Source organism: Actinokineospora baliensis (assembly GCF_016907695.1).
Lineage (GTDB): Bacteria > Actinomycetota > Actinomycetes > Mycobacteriales > Pseudonocardiaceae > Actinokineospora > Actinokineospora baliensis.
Map to the genome: position 1 here is coordinate 3,748,598 of NZ_JAFBCK010000001.1, position 18,562 is coordinate 3,767,159.

Annotated in this window: 14 protein-coding genes and 1 tRNA gene; 9 read left to right on the top strand and 6 right to left on the bottom strand. The window is 70.9% G+C overall.

The window, feature by feature from the left end; translation table 11 throughout:
• Positions 1-77: 77 nt before the first annotated feature.
• Positions 78-1,355: a helix-turn-helix domain-containing protein gene (locus tag JOD54_RS17555; RefSeq protein WP_204451566.1), complete on the top strand. Its 1,278-nt coding sequence runs from the start codon at positions 78-80 to the stop codon at positions 1,353-1,355.
• Between the two features lie 295 nt (positions 1,356-1,650).
• Positions 1,651-4,068, top strand: a complete 2,418-nt coding sequence (locus JOD54_RS17560; protein ID WP_204451567.1) for an ATP-binding protein — start codon at positions 1,651-1,653, stop codon at positions 4,066-4,068.
• A 324-nt stretch (positions 4,069-4,392) separates the two neighbouring features.
• Here JOD54_RS17560 and JOD54_RS17565 read toward each other — a convergent pair whose 3' ends face one another.
• Both JOD54_RS17565 and JOD54_RS17570 read right to left on the bottom strand, forming a co-directional pair.
• On the bottom strand, positions 4,393-5,277 hold the full coding sequence (locus JOD54_RS17565; RefSeq protein ID WP_204451568.1) for an ADP-ribosylglycohydrolase family protein: 885 nt from the start codon (positions 5,275-5,277) through the stop codon (positions 4,393-4,395).
• 163 nt (positions 5,278-5,440) lie between these two features.
• Positions 5,441-5,514 (bottom strand) — tRNA-Pro (locus JOD54_RS17570).
• A 110-nt stretch (positions 5,515-5,624) separates the two neighbouring features.
• Here JOD54_RS17570 and JOD54_RS17575 point away from each other — a divergent pair.
• Positions 5,625-6,257: a hypothetical protein gene (locus JOD54_RS17575; protein WP_204451569.1), complete on the top strand. Its 633-nt coding sequence runs from the start codon at positions 5,625-5,627 to the stop codon at positions 6,255-6,257.
• Here JOD54_RS17575 and der read toward each other — a convergent pair.
• From der to cmk, 3 genes are read right to left on the bottom strand one after another with little or no spacing between them, the layout of a single operon-like run.
• The gene (gene der, locus JOD54_RS17580) at positions 6,211-7,641 is read right to left on the bottom strand and encodes a ribosome biogenesis GTPase Der (protein ID WP_204451570.1); all 1,431 of its coding nucleotides are present in this window, start codon (positions 7,639-7,641) and stop codon (positions 6,211-6,213) included. The two genes, JOD54_RS17575 and der, sit on opposite strands and share 47 nt — an antisense overlap.
• The gene (locus tag JOD54_RS17585; protein WP_204451571.1) at positions 7,638-8,279 is read right to left on the bottom strand and encodes a lysophospholipid acyltransferase family protein; all 642 of its coding nucleotides are present in this window, start codon (positions 8,277-8,279) and stop codon (positions 7,638-7,640) included. The genes der and JOD54_RS17585 overlap by 4 nt, the downstream gene beginning before the upstream one ends.
• A complete protein-coding gene (gene cmk, locus JOD54_RS17590; protein WP_204451572.1) occupies positions 8,276-8,995 on the bottom strand; it encodes a (d)CMP kinase in 720 nt (239 codons plus the stop codon). Before cmk ends, JOD54_RS17585 begins: the two co-directional genes overlap by 4 nt.
• A 141-nt stretch (positions 8,996-9,136) precedes the next feature.
• Here cmk and JOD54_RS17595 point away from each other — a divergent pair, with 141 nt between their 5' ends.
• The 3 genes from JOD54_RS17595 to JOD54_RS17605 all read left to right on the top strand — a co-directional run bounded on the left by JOD54_RS17595 (position 9,137) and on the right by JOD54_RS17605 (position 12,820).
• Complete coding sequence (locus tag JOD54_RS17595; RefSeq protein ID WP_307860141.1) at positions 9,137-10,309, top strand: AGE family epimerase/isomerase; 1,173 nt, start codon at positions 9,137-9,139, stop codon at positions 10,307-10,309.
• A 73-nt stretch (positions 10,310-10,382) separates the two neighbouring features.
• Complete coding sequence (locus tag JOD54_RS17600; RefSeq protein ID WP_204451574.1) at positions 10,383-11,924, top strand: alpha/beta hydrolase; 1,542 nt, start codon at positions 10,383-10,385, stop codon at positions 11,922-11,924.
• A gap of 182 nt (positions 11,925-12,106) precedes the next feature.
• On the top strand, positions 12,107-12,820 hold the full coding sequence (locus JOD54_RS17605; protein WP_204451575.1) for a S1 family peptidase: 714 nt from the start codon (positions 12,107-12,109) through the stop codon (positions 12,818-12,820).
• A 371-nt stretch (positions 12,821-13,191) separates the two neighbouring features.
• Here the strand turns inward: JOD54_RS17605 and JOD54_RS17610 are convergent, their stop codons facing one another.
• Positions 13,192-14,340: an IS701 family transposase gene (locus JOD54_RS17610; protein WP_239573410.1), complete on the bottom strand. Its 1,149-nt coding sequence runs from the start codon at positions 14,338-14,340 to the stop codon at positions 13,192-13,194.
• 430 nt (positions 14,341-14,770) lie between these two features.
• Between JOD54_RS17610 and JOD54_RS17615 the strand changes: the two genes are divergently transcribed.
• From JOD54_RS17615 to JOD54_RS17625, 3 genes are read left to right on the top strand one after another with little or no spacing between them, the layout of a single operon-like run.
• Positions 14,771-15,940, top strand: a complete 1,170-nt coding sequence (locus JOD54_RS17615; protein ID WP_307860142.1) for a 3-deoxy-7-phosphoheptulonate synthase — start codon at positions 14,771-14,773, stop codon at positions 15,938-15,940.
• A gap of 30 nt (positions 15,941-15,970) precedes the next feature.
• Positions 15,971-16,624 carry an isochorismatase family protein gene (locus tag JOD54_RS17620; RefSeq protein WP_204451577.1) on the top strand — a complete coding sequence of 218 codons (654 nt, stop codon included), beginning with the start codon at positions 15,971-15,973 and terminating at the stop codon, positions 16,622-16,624.
• The gene (locus JOD54_RS17625) at positions 16,621-18,537 is read left to right on the top strand and encodes an anthranilate synthase family protein (RefSeq protein ID WP_204451578.1); all 1,917 of its coding nucleotides are present in this window, start codon (positions 16,621-16,623) and stop codon (positions 18,535-18,537) included. The genes JOD54_RS17620 and JOD54_RS17625 overlap by 4 nt, the downstream gene beginning before the upstream one ends.
• Positions 18,538-18,562: the final 25 nt, after the last annotated feature.

The window sequence follows — 18,562 nt, forward strand, 5'->3', positions numbered from 1 at the left end:
ACTACAACGGTTTCCCCGTCACCGGTTCGCCCACCGTGGGAGACTCCAGGCCACGGTGCCGGGAGGGGGCCCATCGCATGGCGAGTGCTGCGTTCGGGGATTTGCTGCGGTTCCACCGGTTGCGGGTGCGGTTGACGCAGGAGGAGTTGGCCGAGCGCACCGGGGTCAGCGTGCGGGCGATCCGCGAGGTGGAGAACGGCCGCGCGCGCAGGCCGCAGCGCAGGACCGCGCGACTGCTGGCGAGCGGCCTGGAACTGGCCGGAGAGCGCGAAAGCGAGTTCCTCGGGTTCGCGGGCGGGGACCAACCGTCGGTGGCCGGGGACATCGCTGCGCACGCCGGGATGTGCGCGTTGCCGCCGGTCGTGGTCGAGGTCACCGGCCGCGACAGCGAACTGCGCGAACTCGAGGCCCAAGCCACCGCCAGGCCGGGGACCGTGCTGGTGCACGGACTTCCCGGTGTGGGGAAGACCGCCTTGGCCGTGGAAGCCGGACACCGGCTGGTACACAACTTCGAGGGCGGCTGCCACTTCCTCGACCTGCGCGGCATGAGCACAGACCCGCTCACCCCCGCGGCAGCGGCGCACCAACTGCTGGCCGCGTTCGGCGTCAACGAGATCCCCGACGACGACGAGGACCGGCTGGCCCTGTACCGGTCGGTGGTCCGCGAACGCCCGCGGCTGCTCGTCCTGGACAACGCCGCGTCGGAGGCGCAGGTGCGGCCGCTGCTCGCGGGCGGCCCGGGAACGATGGTGCTGGTGACCAGCCGCGGCACACTGGCCGGGTTGGCGGTGCGGCACCGGTTGGTGCTGGGGGTGCTGTCCACCGAGTCTTCCGTCAAGCTGCTGGCGGTGGTCGCGGGCGCGCATCGGGTGCTGGCCGAACCCGCGGCCGCGGCCCGAGTGGCGCGGCTGTGCGGTGGCATCCCGTTGGCGCTGGTCATCGCGGGTAACCGGCTGACCAGCCGCGGCCGGTGGACGATCGAGCACCTGTGCGGGCAACTCGAAGGCCAGCGCTGCAGGCTTTCCGTACTGGCAGCGGGCGACCTGCGCGTACGCACGGCATTCGAGCTGTCCTACCGGCACCTGCCCCCCGACGTGGCACGGGTGTTCCGCGGACTGGCACTGGTCGCGGGCCGCGAGACGTCCGTGGAGCAGGCCGCCGCGACCTCCGGGTTGCCACCTGCGGCCGCGGAAGCCGCATTGGAAGAACTGGCCGACGCAGGCCTGATCGACGCCGCCGAGACCCCCGGCCGCTACACCCACCACGACCTCATCCAGCTGTTCGCACGAGAACAACTGGAGCGCGAAGAGGGACCCGATCCGCTGCCGGACGCGGAATCCACGCAGGGGTGTTAGTTCGGCCAGCTTCGACGTGCAGCTCACGCCGTCAGCCCCGCTGGACTTGTCCACCGCGATGGCGGTCGAGGTCACCCTCCCAGCACAACCTTCCCGCCCCGCCTGCCATCTGGACACCCTCGGGCAGCAAGGTCTAGATCAATCGTGGCGGCCCCCGGCTCGATGTCGCCGCTCGGCCAGTACATCACCCGCCGCGCGAGCACCACGCGGAACGACCGGCGGGAACGGACCGGACCGGCAGTAGTGCGCGGCCGAGCCCCTTGAGGCCAGGGCACGCCCGTGGTTCATTGGGCGCGTGGTGAAGGCTCCGCAAGACCCGCATCCCGAGGACCTCGGCGCACTGGTGCGGAAGCGCCGGGAACGCGCGCGGCTGACGCAGGAGGAGCTGGCCGAGCAGGCGGGGATCAGCGTCCGGGCGATCAGCGACATCGAGCGCGGTGTCGCCAAGAGCCCGCAGCGGCGCACGATCGCGGCGCTGGCAGGCCCGTTGCAGCTCTCCGAGGTCGAACTGGGTGGCCTGCTGGCAACAGCGAAGGCTGCCCGGCCGAGAGCGGAGCTGGCAGCGCCCGCCACCGCGACCGCGTCGGTGTTCAGCCCGGCGGTGGTCGGTGTGCTGCCCCCGGAGGTAGCGGACCTCACCGGGCGCGCAGCGGAGCTGGCCGGTGTGCGGGAGTTGGCGGAGGTGGCCGCGGCGGGTGGTCGGGCCGGGGAGGTCCTGGTGCTGAGCGGTCCGCCCGGTACGGGCAAGACGGCGATGGCCACCAACGCCGCCCACGCGCTCGGCAGGCTGTTCCCCGACGGCCGGATCTTCCTCAAGCTGCGCGGGATGGCCGAGGTGCCGGGCACCCCGGCCGACCTGCTGCACGTCGTGCTGCGGTCGCTGGGTGTCGACGGTGTCCAGGTGCCCGCCGAGGTCGAGCAGCGCACCAACCTGTGCCGATTCCTGCTGCGGGACCGCCGGGTGCTGATCGTGCTCGACGACGCCGCCGACGAGGCGCAGGTCCGCCCGCTGCTGCTCGGCGGGAGCCGGTGCCTGACCCTGGTGACCAGCAGGCAGATGCTGGTCGGCCTGGCGGGCGTGCGCCGCACCGCCCTCGACGTGCTCAGCCCCGACGCTGCCGTGCGACTGGTCACCTCGATCGTCGGCCCGCCCAGGGTAGTTGCCGAACCCCAGGCGTCGGCCGAGCTGGTCGAGCTGTGCGGCAGGCTGCCGCTGGCGCTGCGCATCGCGGGCAACCGCTTGGCCAGCCGACCGCGGTGGCCGATCGACCGCCTCGTCGACCAACTGCGCGACCGCGGCGGCAGGCTGACCGCGCTGACCGCCGGGGACCTGCGCTTGCGCGGCGTGTTCGACATGTCCTACCGGCAGTTGCGCGAGCGGGCGGCTCAGGCTTTCCGCAGGCTGTCGCTGGTTCCCGGCGCCGATTTCGCGGCGGGCGCGGTCGTCGCGCTCACCGGGTCGGACGAGGCAGACGACCTGCTGGAGGAGTTGACCGACGCGAGCCTGCTGCAGCCGTCGCCGGAACAGGGCCGCTACCAGTTCCACGACCTGCTGCGCGTCTTCGCCGCCGAGTGCCTGGTGCGCGACGAGGTGCCAGAAGCCGCGCGGGAGGCCGAGGACCGGCTCACCGCGTGGCTGGTGCGGACCGCGACCGGCGCCGCGGGCGGCCACTTCCGCCCGTCCGGCGCACCGGAGGTCGCCTGCCCCGACCTGCCGGACCACGTCGCCGCAGGCCGGTGGCTGGAGGTCGAGCGGACCAACTGGCTCCCGGCGCTGCGCCGCACCGCCGCGCGTGGCGGGCACCGCGAGGTGATCGCGTTGGCGCGCGTGATGCACTGGTACTCCGAGATCGGCGGTACCGCAGCCACCTGGCACGAGGTGTTCGGCCTGGGCCTCGCCTCGGCCTTGGCCTTAGACGACCGGCTCGCCGAGGCCGCGCTGCGCAACTTCCTGTCCTGGACCGAGTTCACCCTCTTCGACCGCCCCGCGGAGGCCGCCGAACTGGCCAGGTCGGCCCGCGCCGCCGCCGAAGCGGCCGGAGATCCACGAGAACAGGCCTGGGCGCGCGTGTACTTGATCAACTCCGATCCCGAAGCCGACCACACCACCCTGCTGGACGAGGCGATCGCCCTGTTCGCCCGCGCGGGCAACCCCTTGGACCTGCACATAGCCCGCATGCACCGCGGCACCCGCCTACACCAGTCCGGCGACCACCGGGCAGCCGCCGTAGAACTGGCCGCCTGCATCGACTACTTCTCCCGCCCCACCAGCGAGAACACCCCGGTAGACGCCACCGTCCACGGCTACCTGATGTGGCGCTCCGCCGAAAACCTCGCCGCCCTCGGATCCCCAGACCTCGCCCTGCGGCACTGCGCGCAAGCCCTGGCGTTGTTCCAGGCCGCCACCGCCACCATGGGCGAAGCGACAGTCCTGCGCACCTGGGGATCCATAGCCCACTCCCAAGGCGACCTCCCCGAAGCCCAAACCCGGTTGCAACAAGCCCTAACCCTCTTCACCCACCTAGGCCAACCCCACCGCCAACTGGAAACCCTCGACGAAATCGCCACAATCACCCAACAAACCGGAGACGCCCGCGCCGCCCACCGCCACCGCGAACACGCCACCGCCCTCCGCGCCGCCCTCGCCGAGACCAACGTGGCAGGCTACGCGGGATGTGAAGGCGGGGGGAGCGGTGTTGACCGAGTCCAATGACGACCGGCGGCCGGACACCATGCGGATGGACTGGAGCCTGACCCCGCTGTGTGATCTGGTGTGGATGCTGATCCCCGAGGCGCGCCCGTTCGTGGCCGAGGAAGCCAAGAAGGACCTCGACTGGGCGATCGAGCACAACAAGTTCTTGGGCGTGATCTCAGAGGGGGAGGTCGTCCGACACCTCCGTTACGACCTCATCGTCCCCGCCCTCGGTAACCCGGACGGCGACGACCTCATCCGACGCTGCCTGCTACATGCGCAACCGCGTCAGCGAATACGAGGAAATGCGCAACCTCTACGGCGACGGCTCCGACTGAGAACCCGTCAGCAAAGCGCCCAGTCGGGTAGTGGTTCGCAGGCGGCACGCCAGGCTGTGGGGAGCCCGGCCCGGCCGAGGTGCGCCGCGACGACACCACCGACGATGGCGCAAGTGGTGTCGACATCACCGCCGGTGCTGGCAGTGGTCCAGATGGCCTGTTCGTAGTCGCCAAGGTTGCGAGCGGCGGCCCAGAGCGCGTAGGGGACGGTGTCCCAGGCACTGGTGTGGCGACCGTTGCCGAGCTGACGCATGGCAATCTCAGCGGAGGGGACGTGGGCGAGGCCGCGAGCGGCCCACATGCCGTGCTGCACACGTCCTGGCGGCGTCAGTTGTAAGACAGTGTCGAGGAAGTCGCGCGGTGCGAGCGGTTCACGATTGGCAGCGAGCGCCGCAGCGACAGCAACGGCGATCGCGCCCGCAACAGCCTCTGGGTGAGTGTGGGTGACCTCAGCGGACAACGCCGCTTGCCGAGCGGCCTCATCGAGATCATCGGCGAACCATGCCCCAATCGGCGCCACGCGCATAGCGGCACCATTACCCCAGGACCCTTGACCGTCGAACAGGTCCCGAGACAGCTCCCGCCAGTCGCCCCCTTGACGGATCTGCCGCAACAGCCGGTTCATCGCAGGCCCGTACCCACGATCGAAGTCATGGTGGACGGCGAAGCCTGCGGCCAGCGCGTCCTGGTCAATGTGCCCATGCCCCTGCAGAACAGCGAAAACCGAACACGCCATCTCAGCGTCGTCGGTCCACTGCCAAGGGGCAGGCGGGGGCTGGCGCCCTTCGAGTGCGGTGCGGTTGGAGGGGACGAAGAACTGGGATCCCAGTGCGTCCCCGAGAGTGAGCCCGTAAAGCGAGTCCAATGCGCGTGTGCTGCGGTCGATGGTCATGTCGCTGGCCATCATCGCAGGCAGGTCTGGCCTCCGGCACACACTTTTGCGCCTGATCGCCAGCCAAGTGTCCCAAGTGGGTCCCAAACGGTCCCCAAAGATGATCAACGACAGAGGGTCTCTGAGCCGCATAACCCCAGCTCAGAGACCCTCTAGTCGACCGTCGGGCTGACAGGATTTGAACCTGCGACCCCTTGACCCCCAGTCAAGTGCGCTACCAAACTGCGCCACAGCCCGGCCGCATCCGCTCTTCGCGGGTGCTGGGGAAGCTTAGCGCACGGGGTGGGGGTGGGGTTTCGGGGGGTCGGGGGTGGGGGTGATCGCGGGGGGTCGGCGACTATGTGGGGGTGTTGAGGGTTCTGGTGGTGGGGCTGGTGCTGCCCTTGTTGACCTTCGCTGCCGGGGGGTTGGGGGTGGTGGTGGCGGAGGCAGGACACGTGGGGCTCTTGGTGCTGGTGGTCCTGGTGACGATCGTCTTGGGGGCGATGTCGGTCTATGGGGTTTTCACGATGTTCGTGGCTGACCCCCAGGACGTGGAGAGTGTGGCTGGGTTGGGGTGGATCTCGGCGTTCTTGCTGGTCTTCGCGCTGATGTTCGACTGTGTGCTGGGGCTGTCGGCGTGGATGTCTATGGCTGATGCTCAGGTGCTGCGGTGCGAGGTGTTGTCCGTGGACGATGGCGAGATCGTTTCGACGGGGGATGGGGACTACACGCTCTATAGGCACGTCGTCGCGTGTCCTGGGGGGTATCCGGGGGCCTACGCGGTGGACAGTCGCCATACGGGGGTGGTGGATCTGTTGGTGGACCCTGAACGCGAAGACACCCCTGAGGATCTCAGGGGTGCCGACGTGCTCGCGACTGTGGCGTTGTGGGGTGGGGCGCCGACGACCGGGTTGTTCTTCGTGGTCAGCCTTGGTCGGGCCGTTTACTGGTTCAGGACTTCCGGGCCTTCTTCTCGCGGACCCGCACCGAGATCCTGACCGGGCTGCCGGTGAAGCCGAACTGCTCGCGCAGCTTGCGCTCGATGAACCTGCGGTAGCCCGCCTCGAGGAATCCGCTGGTGAACAGGACGAACGTCGGCGGGCGGGTCTGGGCCTGGGTCGCGAAGAGGACCTTGGGCTGCTTGCCGCCGCGCACCGGCGGCGGGGTGGCCGCGATGAGGTCGGAGAGCCAGGAGTTGAGGTGACCGGTGGAGATCCGCTGGTCCCACGAGTCCAGGGCGGTCCGCAGGGCGGGGGCCAGCTTGCGGACCGAACGGCCGGTCAGCGCGGAGACGTTGATCTTGTCGGCCCAGGGGACCCGGACCAGGCCGCGGTCGAGCTCGCGGTCGAGCTGGTGGCGGCGGTCCTCGTCGACCAGGTCCCACTTGTTGAACGCCAGCACGCACGCCCGGCCCGTCTCCACCACCATCGACAGCACCCGCAGGTCCTGCTCGGCGATGGGTTCGGACGCGTCGAGTAGCACGATGGCGACCTCGGCCGACTCGATCGCCGCCTTGGTGCGCAGCGAGGCGTAGTACTCGGTGCCGCTGGCGAAGTTGACCCTCTTACGCAGCCCCGCGGTGTCGACAAAGCGCCAAATCTGGTCGTCCAGCTCCACCAGGGAGTCGACCGGGTCGACTGTGGTGCCCGCCACGGAGTCGACCACCGCGCGGTTCTCGCCGGTGAGGCGGTTCAGCAGGCTGGACTTGCCCACGTTCGGCTTGCCCACCAGCGCCACGCGGCGGGGGCCGCCCCGGACGCCGAAGTTCTCGCGCGGGGTCTCGGGCAGGGCCGCGAGGATCGCGTCGAGCAGGTCACCGGAGTTGCGCCCGTGTAGTGCGCTGACCGGGAACGGCTCACCCAGGCCCAGCGACCATAGAGACGCGGTGTCGGCCAAGAGGCGCTCGTCGTCGACCTTGTTCGCGACCAGGATCACAGGGCTCTTAGACCGCCGCAGGACCTTGGCGACAGCCTCGTCCGTCGAGGTAGCGCCAACGGTCGCGTCGACCACCACGACCACCGCGTCCGAGTTCGCCATCGCGTACTCGGCCTGGGCCGCGATGGCGCGCGGCAGGCCGTCCAGGCCGGGCTCCCAGCCACCCGTGTCGAGCACGGTGAACCGGCGCCCGTTCCACAGCGCGTCGTAGGCGACCCGGTCCCGGGTGACCCCCGGGATGTCCTGCACCACGGCCTCGCGGCGGCCCAGGATGCGGTTCACCAGGGTCGACTTGCCCACGTTGGGCCTGCCGACCACGGCCAGCACCGGCTGCGCCACCGCCGGGTCCGCGTCGCCCTCGGCCAGGGAGTCGACCTCGGCCCATTCGGACTCGTCGGACCAGGTCCCGTCCAGGGCGTCCTCGTAGGTCCCATCAAGCTCAGTCATGACCCCGTCTTCCGTGCAACATCGAGTTCTCGGACCAGGTCCGCCAAGCGGACCCGGATCTCTTCGGTGGCCGAGGCGAGCCCGGCACGTCCTTTGCCCACCGCGAGCGTGAACGGCGCGCCCACCAGTACGTCCACCGGGGGCCTGAACCGCCGTCCACCCCCCTCTGGCCTGCGGGTACCCCGGGTGGCGATCGGCAGCACCACCGCGCCGGTCGTCCGGACCAGCCACGCCGCGCCCTGCTCGGCGGCGGCGACGTCGCCAGCGCCGCGGGTGCCTTCCGGGAAGATCCCGACCAGCCCGCCTTCGCGGAGGATGCCGACCGCGACCGTAAGAGGGGTCCGGTCGACCTCGCCCCGGCGCACCGGGATCTGGCCTATAGCGCGCAGGCCCCAGCCCGCGGCGCCGCGGAACAGTTCGTCCTTGACCAGGAACACCGACCGCCGCGGCAGCATTCCGAAGATCAGCTGTGGCTCCAGCATCGAGCTGTGGTTGGCGACCAGCACCACCGGGCCGGTGCGCGGGACCCTGGCCAGGCCGTCGACGCGCAGCCGCAGCGCGGGGCGGAAGACGACCTTGCCGATCAGTCGGCACAGGTCGTGCAGCCAGGGCTTGGCCCCGGCGGGCAGGTGGGTCACCGGGTCGCCGCCACGTCGCGCAGGCCCCGCTCGCCGACCATCGACAGCAGCCGCTCCAGCACGCCGTCGACGTCCAGGTCGGTCGTGTCGACCTCGACCGCGTCGACCGCGGGGCGCAGCGGGGACGCCGCCCGGGTGGAGTCCAGCAGGTCGCGGCGCTGCACGTCGGCCAGGGTGGCGTCCACAGTGGAGCTGCGGCCTGCCGCGCCGTCCTGGGCGGTGCGGCGCGCGGCGCGGGCGTCGGCCGAGGCGGTCAGGTAGACCTTGAGCCCGGCGTCGGGGACCACCACGGTGCCGATGTCGCGGCCCTCGACCACGATGCCGCCCAACCGCCCCTTGGCCTCGCTGATGATTCGGCGCTGGGTCGCCACCAGCAGCTCCCGCACCTTCGGCACCGCCGAGACGGCCGACACGGCGCGGGTCACCTCGGGGCCGCGGATCTCGGCCGACACGTCCTCGTCGCCCAGCCGCACGTCGGCCGAACCCGGGTCGGTGCCGATGCGCAGGTCGGCGGTCTCCGCGCAGCGCAGCACGGCGGCGCCGTCCTCCTGGTCGACGCCCGCGCGCAGCACCGCCAGCGTCACCGCCCGGTACATGGCGCCGGTGTCGAGGTAGGCGGCGCCGAGAGCCGTGGCCAGCCCGCGGGCGACGGTGGACTTGCCGGTGCCAGACGGGCCGTCCAACGCGACGACGCCCCGCAGCTCACCCTGTCCCACCACATGCTCCTTCAGCTCGCCTGGCCGACCTTTGGCGCACCATTCTGCCTGGCCGTGTTCGTGTGACCTGGACTAGGGGCTTCGATGTGCCGGGATCCACGACAGAATGGGCGGACATCCCCCGAGTGTGAGGACGTGCCTGTGACCGATCCCACCTGGCTCGCGGCCCAGCGGCGCGCCCTCGTCACCTTCGCCGCCAAGGCCGCTGACCCTGCGGGGGGCTTCGGTTGGTTGGACGCGGAGGGTGGGCGGGTCGCCGAGCAGCCCGTGGCCACGTGGATCACCGCGCGCATGACGCACGTCTTCTCGCTGGAGGACGGCCTGGGTGACCCGGCCGCGGCGGCCCTGGCTGACCATGGCATCGCTGCGCTCAAGGGACGCCTGCACGACGATGAGCACGGAGGCTGGTACTCGTCGGTGGCCGACACGACCAAGGCCGCCTACGAGCACTCCTTCGTCCTACTCGCGGCTTGTAGTGCCTACGCCGCTGGGCGGCCGGGGGCGCAAGAGTTGCTCACGGAGGCTCTAGAGGTAATCGAGACGCGGTTCTGGGACGGCGAGATAGGCCTACCGTTCGAGAGTTGGGACCGCACGTGGTCGACGACAGAGGCGTACCGCGGAGCCAACAGCACGATGCATTTCGTCGAGGCGTTCCTGGCGGCAGGCGACGTCACCGGCGATAAGAGGTGGCACGAGCGTGCTCTAGGCCTAGCCGAACGGATCGTGCACGTCACCGCGGCAGCGCACGGTTGGCGCATCCCCGAGCACTTCACCGAAGACTGGCGTCCCGACCTCAACTACAACCACTCCAACCCAAGGCACCCCTTCCGCCCCTTCGGCTCCACCATCGGCCATTGGCTCGAATGGGCTCGCCTATTGCTGCACCTGGAGGCCGCCCTAGGCGAGGAAGCCCCCTCATGGCTGCTGCCCGACGCCCGCGCCCTCTTCGACTCCTCAGTCCGCCGCGGCTGGGGCGTGGACGGCTACCTGGGCTTCGTCTACACCCTCGACTGGGACGACCTACCCGTAGTCCGCGAGCGGATGCACTGGGTAATCGCCGAAGCCGTCATGGCCGCCTCCGCCCTCCACACCCGCACCGGCGAAGACCCCTACGCCGACTGGTACGCCACCTTCTGGGAGTACGCCCGCAAGCGCCACATCGACCCCATCGGCGGCTGGCGGCACGAACTGGCTCCCGATGGCAGCCCGTCGGCGGGGGTGTGGGCGGGGAAGCCTGATACGTATCACGCTTACCAGGCCACCCTGTTCCCCGTGCTTCCTCTTACCCCTGCGGCTGCCCTGGCCGTCCGCTGACGGGCGGAATTGCTTGACAGCAAAGGGAAATCAATCGTAGACGGCACACCAGCCACGCTCCTAGGGTCGGATCATGAAACGGGTCTGGGTGGCGTTGGGCGCGGTGGTGTTGGCCGTGGGCGGGGTCGGGGTGGTGCCCGCGGCGGCGGAGGTCGGGCGGCCGGGGGTGGTGTGGGGGGAGTGCCCACCGGATCCGGGGCCGGGGCCTCGGCTGCGGTGCGCGGAACTGGAGGTGCCGCTGGACTACCGGGCGCCAGGGGGGAAGAAGATCAAGCTGACGATCTCGCGGTTGGCGTCGGCCAAACCGGGGTTGCGGCGGGGGGTGCTGCTGCACAATGGCGGTGGGCCGGGGGAGCCCAGTTTGTTCTTGCCGAGCCGGTACGCGTTGGCGTATTCGACGGAGGTCTTGCAGCGGTACGACCTCATCGGGTTCGATCCGAGAGGGGTGGGCTACAGCACGCCGATCACCTGTGGGCGGTCGCCGGAGGAATTGCCCAATGAATGGGTGCTGCCCTTCCCGGCGCCGGACGGGTCGATCGCGGGCAATGTTCGGTTCGCCGGAGAACTGGCGGCGGATTGCCTGACCGGCGACGTGGTGCGGCAGGTGACGACGGCGAACACGGCTCGGGACATGGATCGCATCCGGATCGCCCTGGGGGAGCGGAAGATCTCCTACTCCAGCGGTTCTTACGGCAGCTACCTCGGCGCGGTGTACGCGTCCTTGTTCCCCGAGCGCACGGATCGGATCGTCCTCGACTCCAATGTGGACCCGAACCGGGTGTGGCACCGGCAGTGGTCCTTGTGGGACAGCGGCGCCGAAGCGCGGTTCCGCGATTTCGCCGCGTGGGCGGTGCGGCAGGGCGGTTTCGGGACCACCGAGGCCGAGGTGCGGGCGAGGTTCCTCGCCCTGGCGGGCGAACTCGACCGGCGACCGGTGACGCACCCGGAGGCGGGGCCGGTCAACGGGAACCTGTTCCGGGCCATCCACCGCGCGTACTCCTACCACACGCTCTACTTCCCCGAACTCGGCGCGTGGTGGCACTTCCTCACCGGTGACGGCCCGCCCCCGGGGTGGGGTGAACCGCCGAACGTGCCCGGGATACCGAGGGACAACAGCACCGCGGTTCTGCTCGCGGTCACCTGCGGCGACGCCAACTGGCCGCGGGATCCGGGCGTGTACCAGAGGGAGGTCCTGGCCAATCGGGCGAAGTTCCCGATCCTCGGCGGGATGGGCGCCAACATCTGGCCGTGCGCTTTCTGGTCCGCACCCGTGGAACCCCCGGTGCGCGTCTCCGACCGAGGGCCTGCGAACATCCTGCTGCTGCAAACCAGGCGTGATCCAGCGACCCCTTACGCGGGCGCGCTGGGAATGCGCGCGGCACTGGGCGGACGCGCGCGCATGGTCACGGTGAACACCGGCAACCACGGCGCCTACGACCCGAGCACGCCGTCGTGCGCGGTCACCGAGGCGCACCGGTTCCTGGTCACCGGGGTGCTGCCGCGCCGCGACCTGGCGTGTGAACCCGACGCGCCCGGTACCGGGGGAGTTCGGGCGCCTTTGTCCGTATCCCCACTTTCGGACGGTGTGCGGCAAATCGGATATATCTGGCCATAGAGCGGGGCGATAGGTTTGGTGGCATGTCTGGCTAACTGGGAAAAATCATCCCATGTTCTGGTATTGCCGGGGTTGCGGGCGCATCACGAACGGGTGCATATTCGGTTGGCGAAATCGAGTCCCCTGGATTTCGCGCAGATAGCTGCCATATGTATTCGCCAACCCTGCATTGGAAGTCTCTTATGCGCAGATTCCTCACCGCCCTGGCCGGGGCCGGTGTCGTGGTGCTCTCGGTCCTGGCCGGGACCGGTTCCTCCAACGCCGCCGAGCAGTCGCCCGCCATCATCGGCGGGCACAACGCGACCGAGACCTACTCGTGGATGGTGTCGCTGAGCAACGGCTGCGGCGGCAGCCTCGTCGCCCCGCAGTGGATCGTGACCGCGAACCACTGCGGCAGCGCCACGCAGGGCCGGGTCGGCTCGACCAACAAGAACTCCGGTGGTGAACTGCTGCGCATCGACCGGCGGGTCACCAAGCCCGGTACCGACCTGACCCTGATGCACACCAGCACCGCCTCCCGGCAGGCCCCGGTCAGGATGGCCACCGCCAACCCGGCCGCCGGGTCCGCCGTTCGCCTGCTCGGGTGGGGCTGCCTGCGCTGGCCGTCCTGCTCGACGCCGACCACGCTGCAGGAGATCGACCTGACCATCCTGGCCAGCAGCCGCTGCGCCGCGGGTGGCGGCACCTCGACCGACGTCTGCGTCTCCGGTGACCGCACCCACTCCGCCTGCCACGGCGACTCCGGCGGTCCCGCCGTGGTCGGCACCCGCGGCAACTGGACCCTCGTCGGGGAGACCCACGGGCCCGGTGACAACGGCGGCGAGTGCGCCACCTCCACCCTCTACACCGGGATCGCGGCCAACCTGAGCTGGATCCGGCAGCAGACCGGCACCTGAGGTCACCGCGCTACCGCCACTTCAGCACGCGACAGGCGGTAGCCCGGACGATCGGCGCACGCGGGCAGGACGGTGCCCGCGTGCGCCGATCTGCGTTCGTACTTGGTTGGGCGTGGGGTGGCGGCGTCCGCGGCGATGAGTTGGCTGCGCGACTCACGCGCCGGAGGGGCGGGTCAACCGGTGCCTTAGTCACCGCCTGCACCGCGTGCGCCGATCAGCCATTGCTCTCGGGACCGCGCGGGAGCTACCTGGATCGTGCCGAGACGGCGGCGTCTGCGGCGCCGGGTTTGGTCGAGCGATGCGCCTCGGTCACCGCCTGGCGCTATGTGTGTCGATCAGTCGTCTGGCCCCGGGGGCGCTGGTTGCGCGTCTCATGCGCTGCCGCGGCGTTGGTGGGGCAGGGTAACTGGTGCGCCGAGCGCCTCGGTCATCGCCAGGACCGCGTGGGCGGCGGAGGCGAGTGTCATGTGCCGGTGCCAACCGGCGAAGGAACGGCCGGTGAAGTCGCGCATGCCTGCTCGGTCGGCGAAGCGGGCTAGGTCGTGGTCGACCCTGGTGAGCAGTTCGCTCAGCCGCAGCAGGTCCGCCGCGCTCGCCCCGGTCTGGTCCGACAACCACAGTTGCTCGGGCCACGGGTGTCCGGCGGACCCGAAACCGAGCAGCACCAGTTCGTCTTGTCCCCCAGGAAGTCGTACCAGCGTTGACGCGGCCAGCAGCGGCCAGCGACCCGCCACGGGGCGGCGGGATTCGCGCACCGCCGCCATGATCTGCCTCGCCGCCAACGGTTCGGTGCCCAGTCGGGTCGCGGGGTCCACGGCTGTCAACGGCTGTGTCGCGCTCACCCGCACCAGCAGCGGGGCTCCCGCGCCGCGTAATCGGGTCACCGCGGCGGGCACGTCACCGACCCGCGCGTCGAGCACGACCGGCAACCGCGCCTGCCCCGCAACCCCCAGGTACGCCTCGATCCCGCACTCCAGCTCGGTTTCCGCGCGCACGCAGTCGGGGATCGCGGCCCGGTCGCGCCGCCCCGCGTCGGCGGCCCACGCCCGCGACAGGTGCAGCCGCCAGTCGACCGGGACCGCCACCTCGTCGCCTACCGACCACACGCCCATCGCTCGTTGCGCGTTGAGGGTCTGCCCCAGATCGGGCGAGAAGTGCTTGTCGACACCGACGGAGTGCTTGCCCGCCTTGGGGATCAGCAGTGGTCGCACCACCAGCGCCCTCGGCCGCGCCACCCGCGCGACGTAGTCGGCCAGTGCCCGGCGGACCGGGACCGCCTCCCAGGTCGAGTCGCTGATGAAGTGGTGCAGGTACTGCTCGGTGGCCTGGTCGCCGATGGCGTGCGCGATGTTGCGGATCGACTTGCGCCCGGTGGCGCGCAGGAGCCCGTGCAGGTACTCCACCCCCTTGCGCCGCTGGTCGTGCCGGGGCAGCGAGGCGAACAGCGGCGCGCACAGCTCGTCGAGCACCGACTCATCCGCCACGGCCGTGCGTTCGGCGACGTGACCCGCTGACGACATGGACTCCCCCTGAACGTGGTGGTGGACCTCGGACAGCCTCCACCGTGGCCGGGAAACCAGGACGTGCCTAGGTTTGTTGAACACCAACATCGGTCGCTGTGCGGTGGGCTGACGCCACCCCGCCCGCGCTGACCAGGCGCGGGCCAGGCCCCCGGCGCGGTCGGCTGTGTTCGGCGCACGCGCCCGTTCGGTCCAGCCGGTTGCCCTGGCCGGTGCCCGCACCGGCGGGATCCCGCCACCGCGCGGGGAGCGCTCCCGGGATCGGGCGGACCTGATGGAGTGCGCCGAACTTGACGGATCGATGTCCGATTCGTTGCCCCGACGCCGGGCGCGCCCGCACGATCGAGTGGTCGACCACGTGGTGTTCCGCCGCGCGGTGCCGCCGGGGGAACGGCGGTCGTGCCCCGCTCCTCCCGTGATTGGAGTCCCAGTGGACAACGCCGTGTCCGACACCCTGCCCAGGATCGCCCTGCAGCAACCGCCGTGGCCGGACCAGGCGCTGGTGCGGCGGGTGAGAACCGAACTCGCGAGCAGGCCCGGCCTGGTCACCGCCGCCGAGGTCCGCCGGTTGCGCGAACTGCTCGCCGTCGTCGCCGCGGGCGAGGCCCACGTCGTGCAGGCCGGGGACTGCGCCGAGGACTTCGCCGAGTGCGAACCCGGTTACGTGGCGCGCAAAGCCGGTCTGCTCGACCTGCTGGCCGGGACGGTCAAGATGGCCACCAGGTTGCCGGTCGTCCGAATAGGACGGATCGCGGGCCAGTTCGCCAAGCCCCGGTCCAGCCCGGTCGAGGTGGTCGGTGACCTCGAGCTGCCCGTCTACCGCGGCCACATGGTCAACACCCCCGAACCTGACCCGCACGGCCGCGTCCCCGACCCCACCCGGCTGCTGCTGGGCTACCGCGCCGCCCACGAGGCCACCCGGCTGCTCGGCTGGGGCGGCGGTGACCGGCACCTCGCCGAACCGCCGGTCTGGACCAGTCACGAGGCGCTGCTGCTCGACTACGAGCAGCCCATGCTGCGCCCCGACCGCGCGGGCGAGGTCTACCTGTCCTCCACGCACCTGCCCTGGATCGGCGAACGCACCCGCCAGGTCGACGGCGCGCACGTCGACCTGCTCGCGGGCGTCAGCAACCCGGTGGCGTGCAAGGTCGGACCCACCACGGCCACCGACGAGCTGCGCACCCTCGTCGAGCGGCTGGACCCGCACCGCGAACCGGGCAGGCTCATCCTCATCTCCCGCATGGGCGCCGACCTCGTGGCCGACCGGCTGCCCGCCCTCGTCGCCGCTGTGCGCACCGCCGGGCACCCGGTGATCTGGTTGTGCGACCCGATGCACGGCAACACCGCGCGCACCCCGGAGGGCCTCAAGACCCGCTACGTCGAGACCGTCGTCGCCGAGATCACCCGGTTCCAGGCCGCGGTGCGCGGTGCTGGCGGGGTCGCGGGTGGTCTCCACCTGGAGACGACCCCTGACGACGTCACCGAGTGCGCGCCGGACCCGGCGCACGCCGATCACGTCGCCGACAAGTACACCAGCTTCTGCGACCCGCGCCTCAACCCGGTCCAGGCGATCACCGCCGTGGCCGCCTGGAGCGCCTGACCCGCCGAGCCCGCAGACGGAGGACCACGAATGACAGGCATCCCGCCCATCGAGCCCTACCCGCTGCCCGCGGCGGACGACCTGCCCGCCAACACCGCGGCGTGGGCGGTGGACCCGGCGCGGGCGGTGCTGCTGGTGCACGACATGCAGCGCTACTTCGTCCGCCCCTTCGCCCATGGCATGCGCGACCGGATCGTCGGCAACATCGCCGGGCTGCGCGAGACCCTCACCGCGGGCGGCGCGCGAGTTGCCTACACCGCCCAGCCCGGCCGGATGACCGACGAGGAACGCGGTCTGCTCAAGGACTTCTGGGGACCCGGGATGCGTACCAGCCCCGCCGACCGGGAGGTCGTCGACGAGCTCGCGCCCCGCGATGACGACTGGGTCTTCACGAAGTGGCGCTACAGCGCCTTCTTCCGGTCCGACCTGTTGGCGCGGATGCGCGCGGACAACCGCGACCAGTTGGTGCTGTGCGGTGTGTACGCGCACGTCGGTGTCCTGGCGACCGCGATCGAGGCCTATACCAACGACATCCGCACGTTCTTGGTCGCTGACGCCATCGGCGACTTCTCCGAGCGCTACCACCGACTCGCCATCGACTACGCCGCCGAGCGGTGCGCCGTCGTCGCCACCACGGCCGCCGTGCTCGCCCAGGCCGAGAACCGGGAGAAGGTGGCACTGTGACCGACCTGCTCGACCGGATCCTCGCCGACCCCCAGGTCCCGTTCGCGCTCCTGCACCGCACCGAGTCCGGCCGCGACCGGGTTGACGTCCTGGCAGGCGCGATCACCGAACTCCGGGAACTGGCCGACCTCCCGCTCCGGGACGGGGCCGTCGCGCTGCCCACCCACGACGTGCTCGCCGTGGTGCCCTACCGGCAGATCCGCGAGCGCGGGTACGCCCACCGCGACGACCACGAGCCGCTGCTGGCGCTCGAGGTCGCCGATCAGGTCTCGCTCCCGCTCGACGACGTGCTGTCCCGGTTGCCCGACGTCCCGTTGCGGCTCGACCGGGGCCGGTTCGACACCGACGACGAGACCTACGCCGAGATCGTCCGCCGGGTGCTCGCCGAGGAGATCGGCACCGGCGAGGGCGCGAACTTCGTCATCCGCCGCTCCTACGTCGCCGAGGTCGTCGGCTACACCCCGGCGTCCGCGCTATCGCTGTTCCGCCGGTTGCTGCGCGAAGAGACGGGTGCTTACTGGACGTTCGTGGTGCACACCGGTGACAGGGCCTTCGTCGGCGCCACCCCGGAGCGCCACATCAGCGTCTCGGGCGGTACCGCGGTGATGAACCCGATCAGCGGCACCTACCGGTACCCGCCAAGCGGCCCCGCGCTGGACGGCGTGATGGAGTTCCTGGCCGACCGCAAGGAATCCGACGAGCTCTACATGGTGCTCGACGAGGAACTCAAGATGATGGGCCGGGTCTGCGACGACGGCGGCCGCGTGGTCGGGCCGTACCTGCGGGAGATGGCCAGGCTCGCGCACACCGAGTACTTCATCGAGGGCACGACCACCCGGGACCCGCGCGACATCCTGCGGGAGACGCTGTTCGCGCCGACGGTCACCGGCAGCCCGCTGGAGAGCGCGTGCAAGGTGATCAGCCGCCACGAGCCGACCCCGCGCGGGTACTACAGCGGGGTGATCGCGCTCATCGGCCGCGACCGGGGCGGGCGGGTGCTCGACTCGTCGATCCTCATCCGCACCGCGGACATCGACGCGCGCGGTACCGTCCACATCGGAGTCGGTGCGACGCTGGTCCGGCACTCGGACCCGATCGCGGAGGTCGCGGAGACGCGGGCGAAGGCGGCGGGATTGCTGGCCGCGCTCGGTTCCGAGGACCGGCGCGGGTTCGCCGAGCACCCCGACGTGCGCGCCGCGCTGTCGGGCCGCAACGACGGCATCGCCGACTTCTGGCTCTCGGCCGACCGGGTCCACCGGGCAGCCGACCCGGAGTTGGCGGGCAGGCGGGTCCTGATCGTGGACGCCGAGGACACCTTCACCTCCATGCTGGCCCACCAGTTGCGGGCGCTGGGGTTGCAGGTCGTGGTCCGCCGCTTCGACGAGCCCTACGACCAGGACGGGTACGACTTCGTGCTGCTCGGCCCCGGCCCTGGCGACCCGCGTGAAGCCGGGCACCCGAAGATCGCGCACTTGCGTGCGGCGGTGGACTCGTTGCTCGCCGGTGCGGTGCCGTTCTTCGCGGTGTGCTTGAGCCACCAGGTCCTCAGCGCGCGGCTGGGCCTGGACCTGGTGCGCAGGGAGGTCCCCAACCAGGGCACCCAGTTGCCGATCGACCTGTTCGGCACCGCCCGCCGCGTCGGGTTCTACAACACCTTCGCCGCCGTCAGCGCCGAGGACGTGGTGCACCACCCCGGTTTCGGCGCGGTCGAGATCAGCCGCGACCCGGCGACCGGCCAGGTGCACGCCTTGCGCGGTGGGCACTTCGCGTCCATCCAGTTCCACGCCGAGTCGGTGCTCACCCAGGACGGCCCGGCCATCCTCGGCGGGCTGCTCGCCGGGCTCAGCGCGACCGCACCGATGCCCCGGGCGAGCACCGAGTCCTTTCCCCGACCGGCGAGCGCGCTGCGCTGACCCACCGAACGGGCTGCCCCCGCTG

Bases quoted from the DNA above. Each gene is read 5' to 3' on its own strand.
- JOD54_RS17555 (WP_204451566.1), top strand. From the start codon at position 78: ATGGCGAGTGCTGCGTTCGGGGATTTGCTGCGGTTCCACCGGTTGCGG.
- JOD54_RS17565 (WP_204451568.1), bottom strand. From the start codon at position 5,277: ATGACCATCGACCGCAGCACACGCGCATTGGACTCGCTTTACGGGCTC.
- der (WP_204451570.1), bottom strand. From the start codon at position 7,641: ATGACTGAGCTTGATGGGACCTACGAGGACGCCCTGGACGGGACCTGG.
- JOD54_RS17600 (WP_204451574.1), top strand. From the start codon at position 10,383: ATGAAACGGGTCTGGGTGGCGTTGGGCGCGGTGGTGTTGGCCGTGGGC.
- JOD54_RS17605 (WP_204451575.1), top strand. From the start codon at position 12,107: ATGCGCAGATTCCTCACCGCCCTGGCCGGGGCCGGTGTCGTGGTGCTC.
- JOD54_RS17610 (WP_239573410.1), bottom strand. From the start codon at position 14,340: ATGTCGTCAGCGGGTCACGTCGCCGAACGCACGGCCGTGGCGGATGAG.
- JOD54_RS17620 (WP_204451577.1), top strand. From the start codon at position 15,971: ATGACAGGCATCCCGCCCATCGAGCCCTACCCGCTGCCCGCGGCGGAC.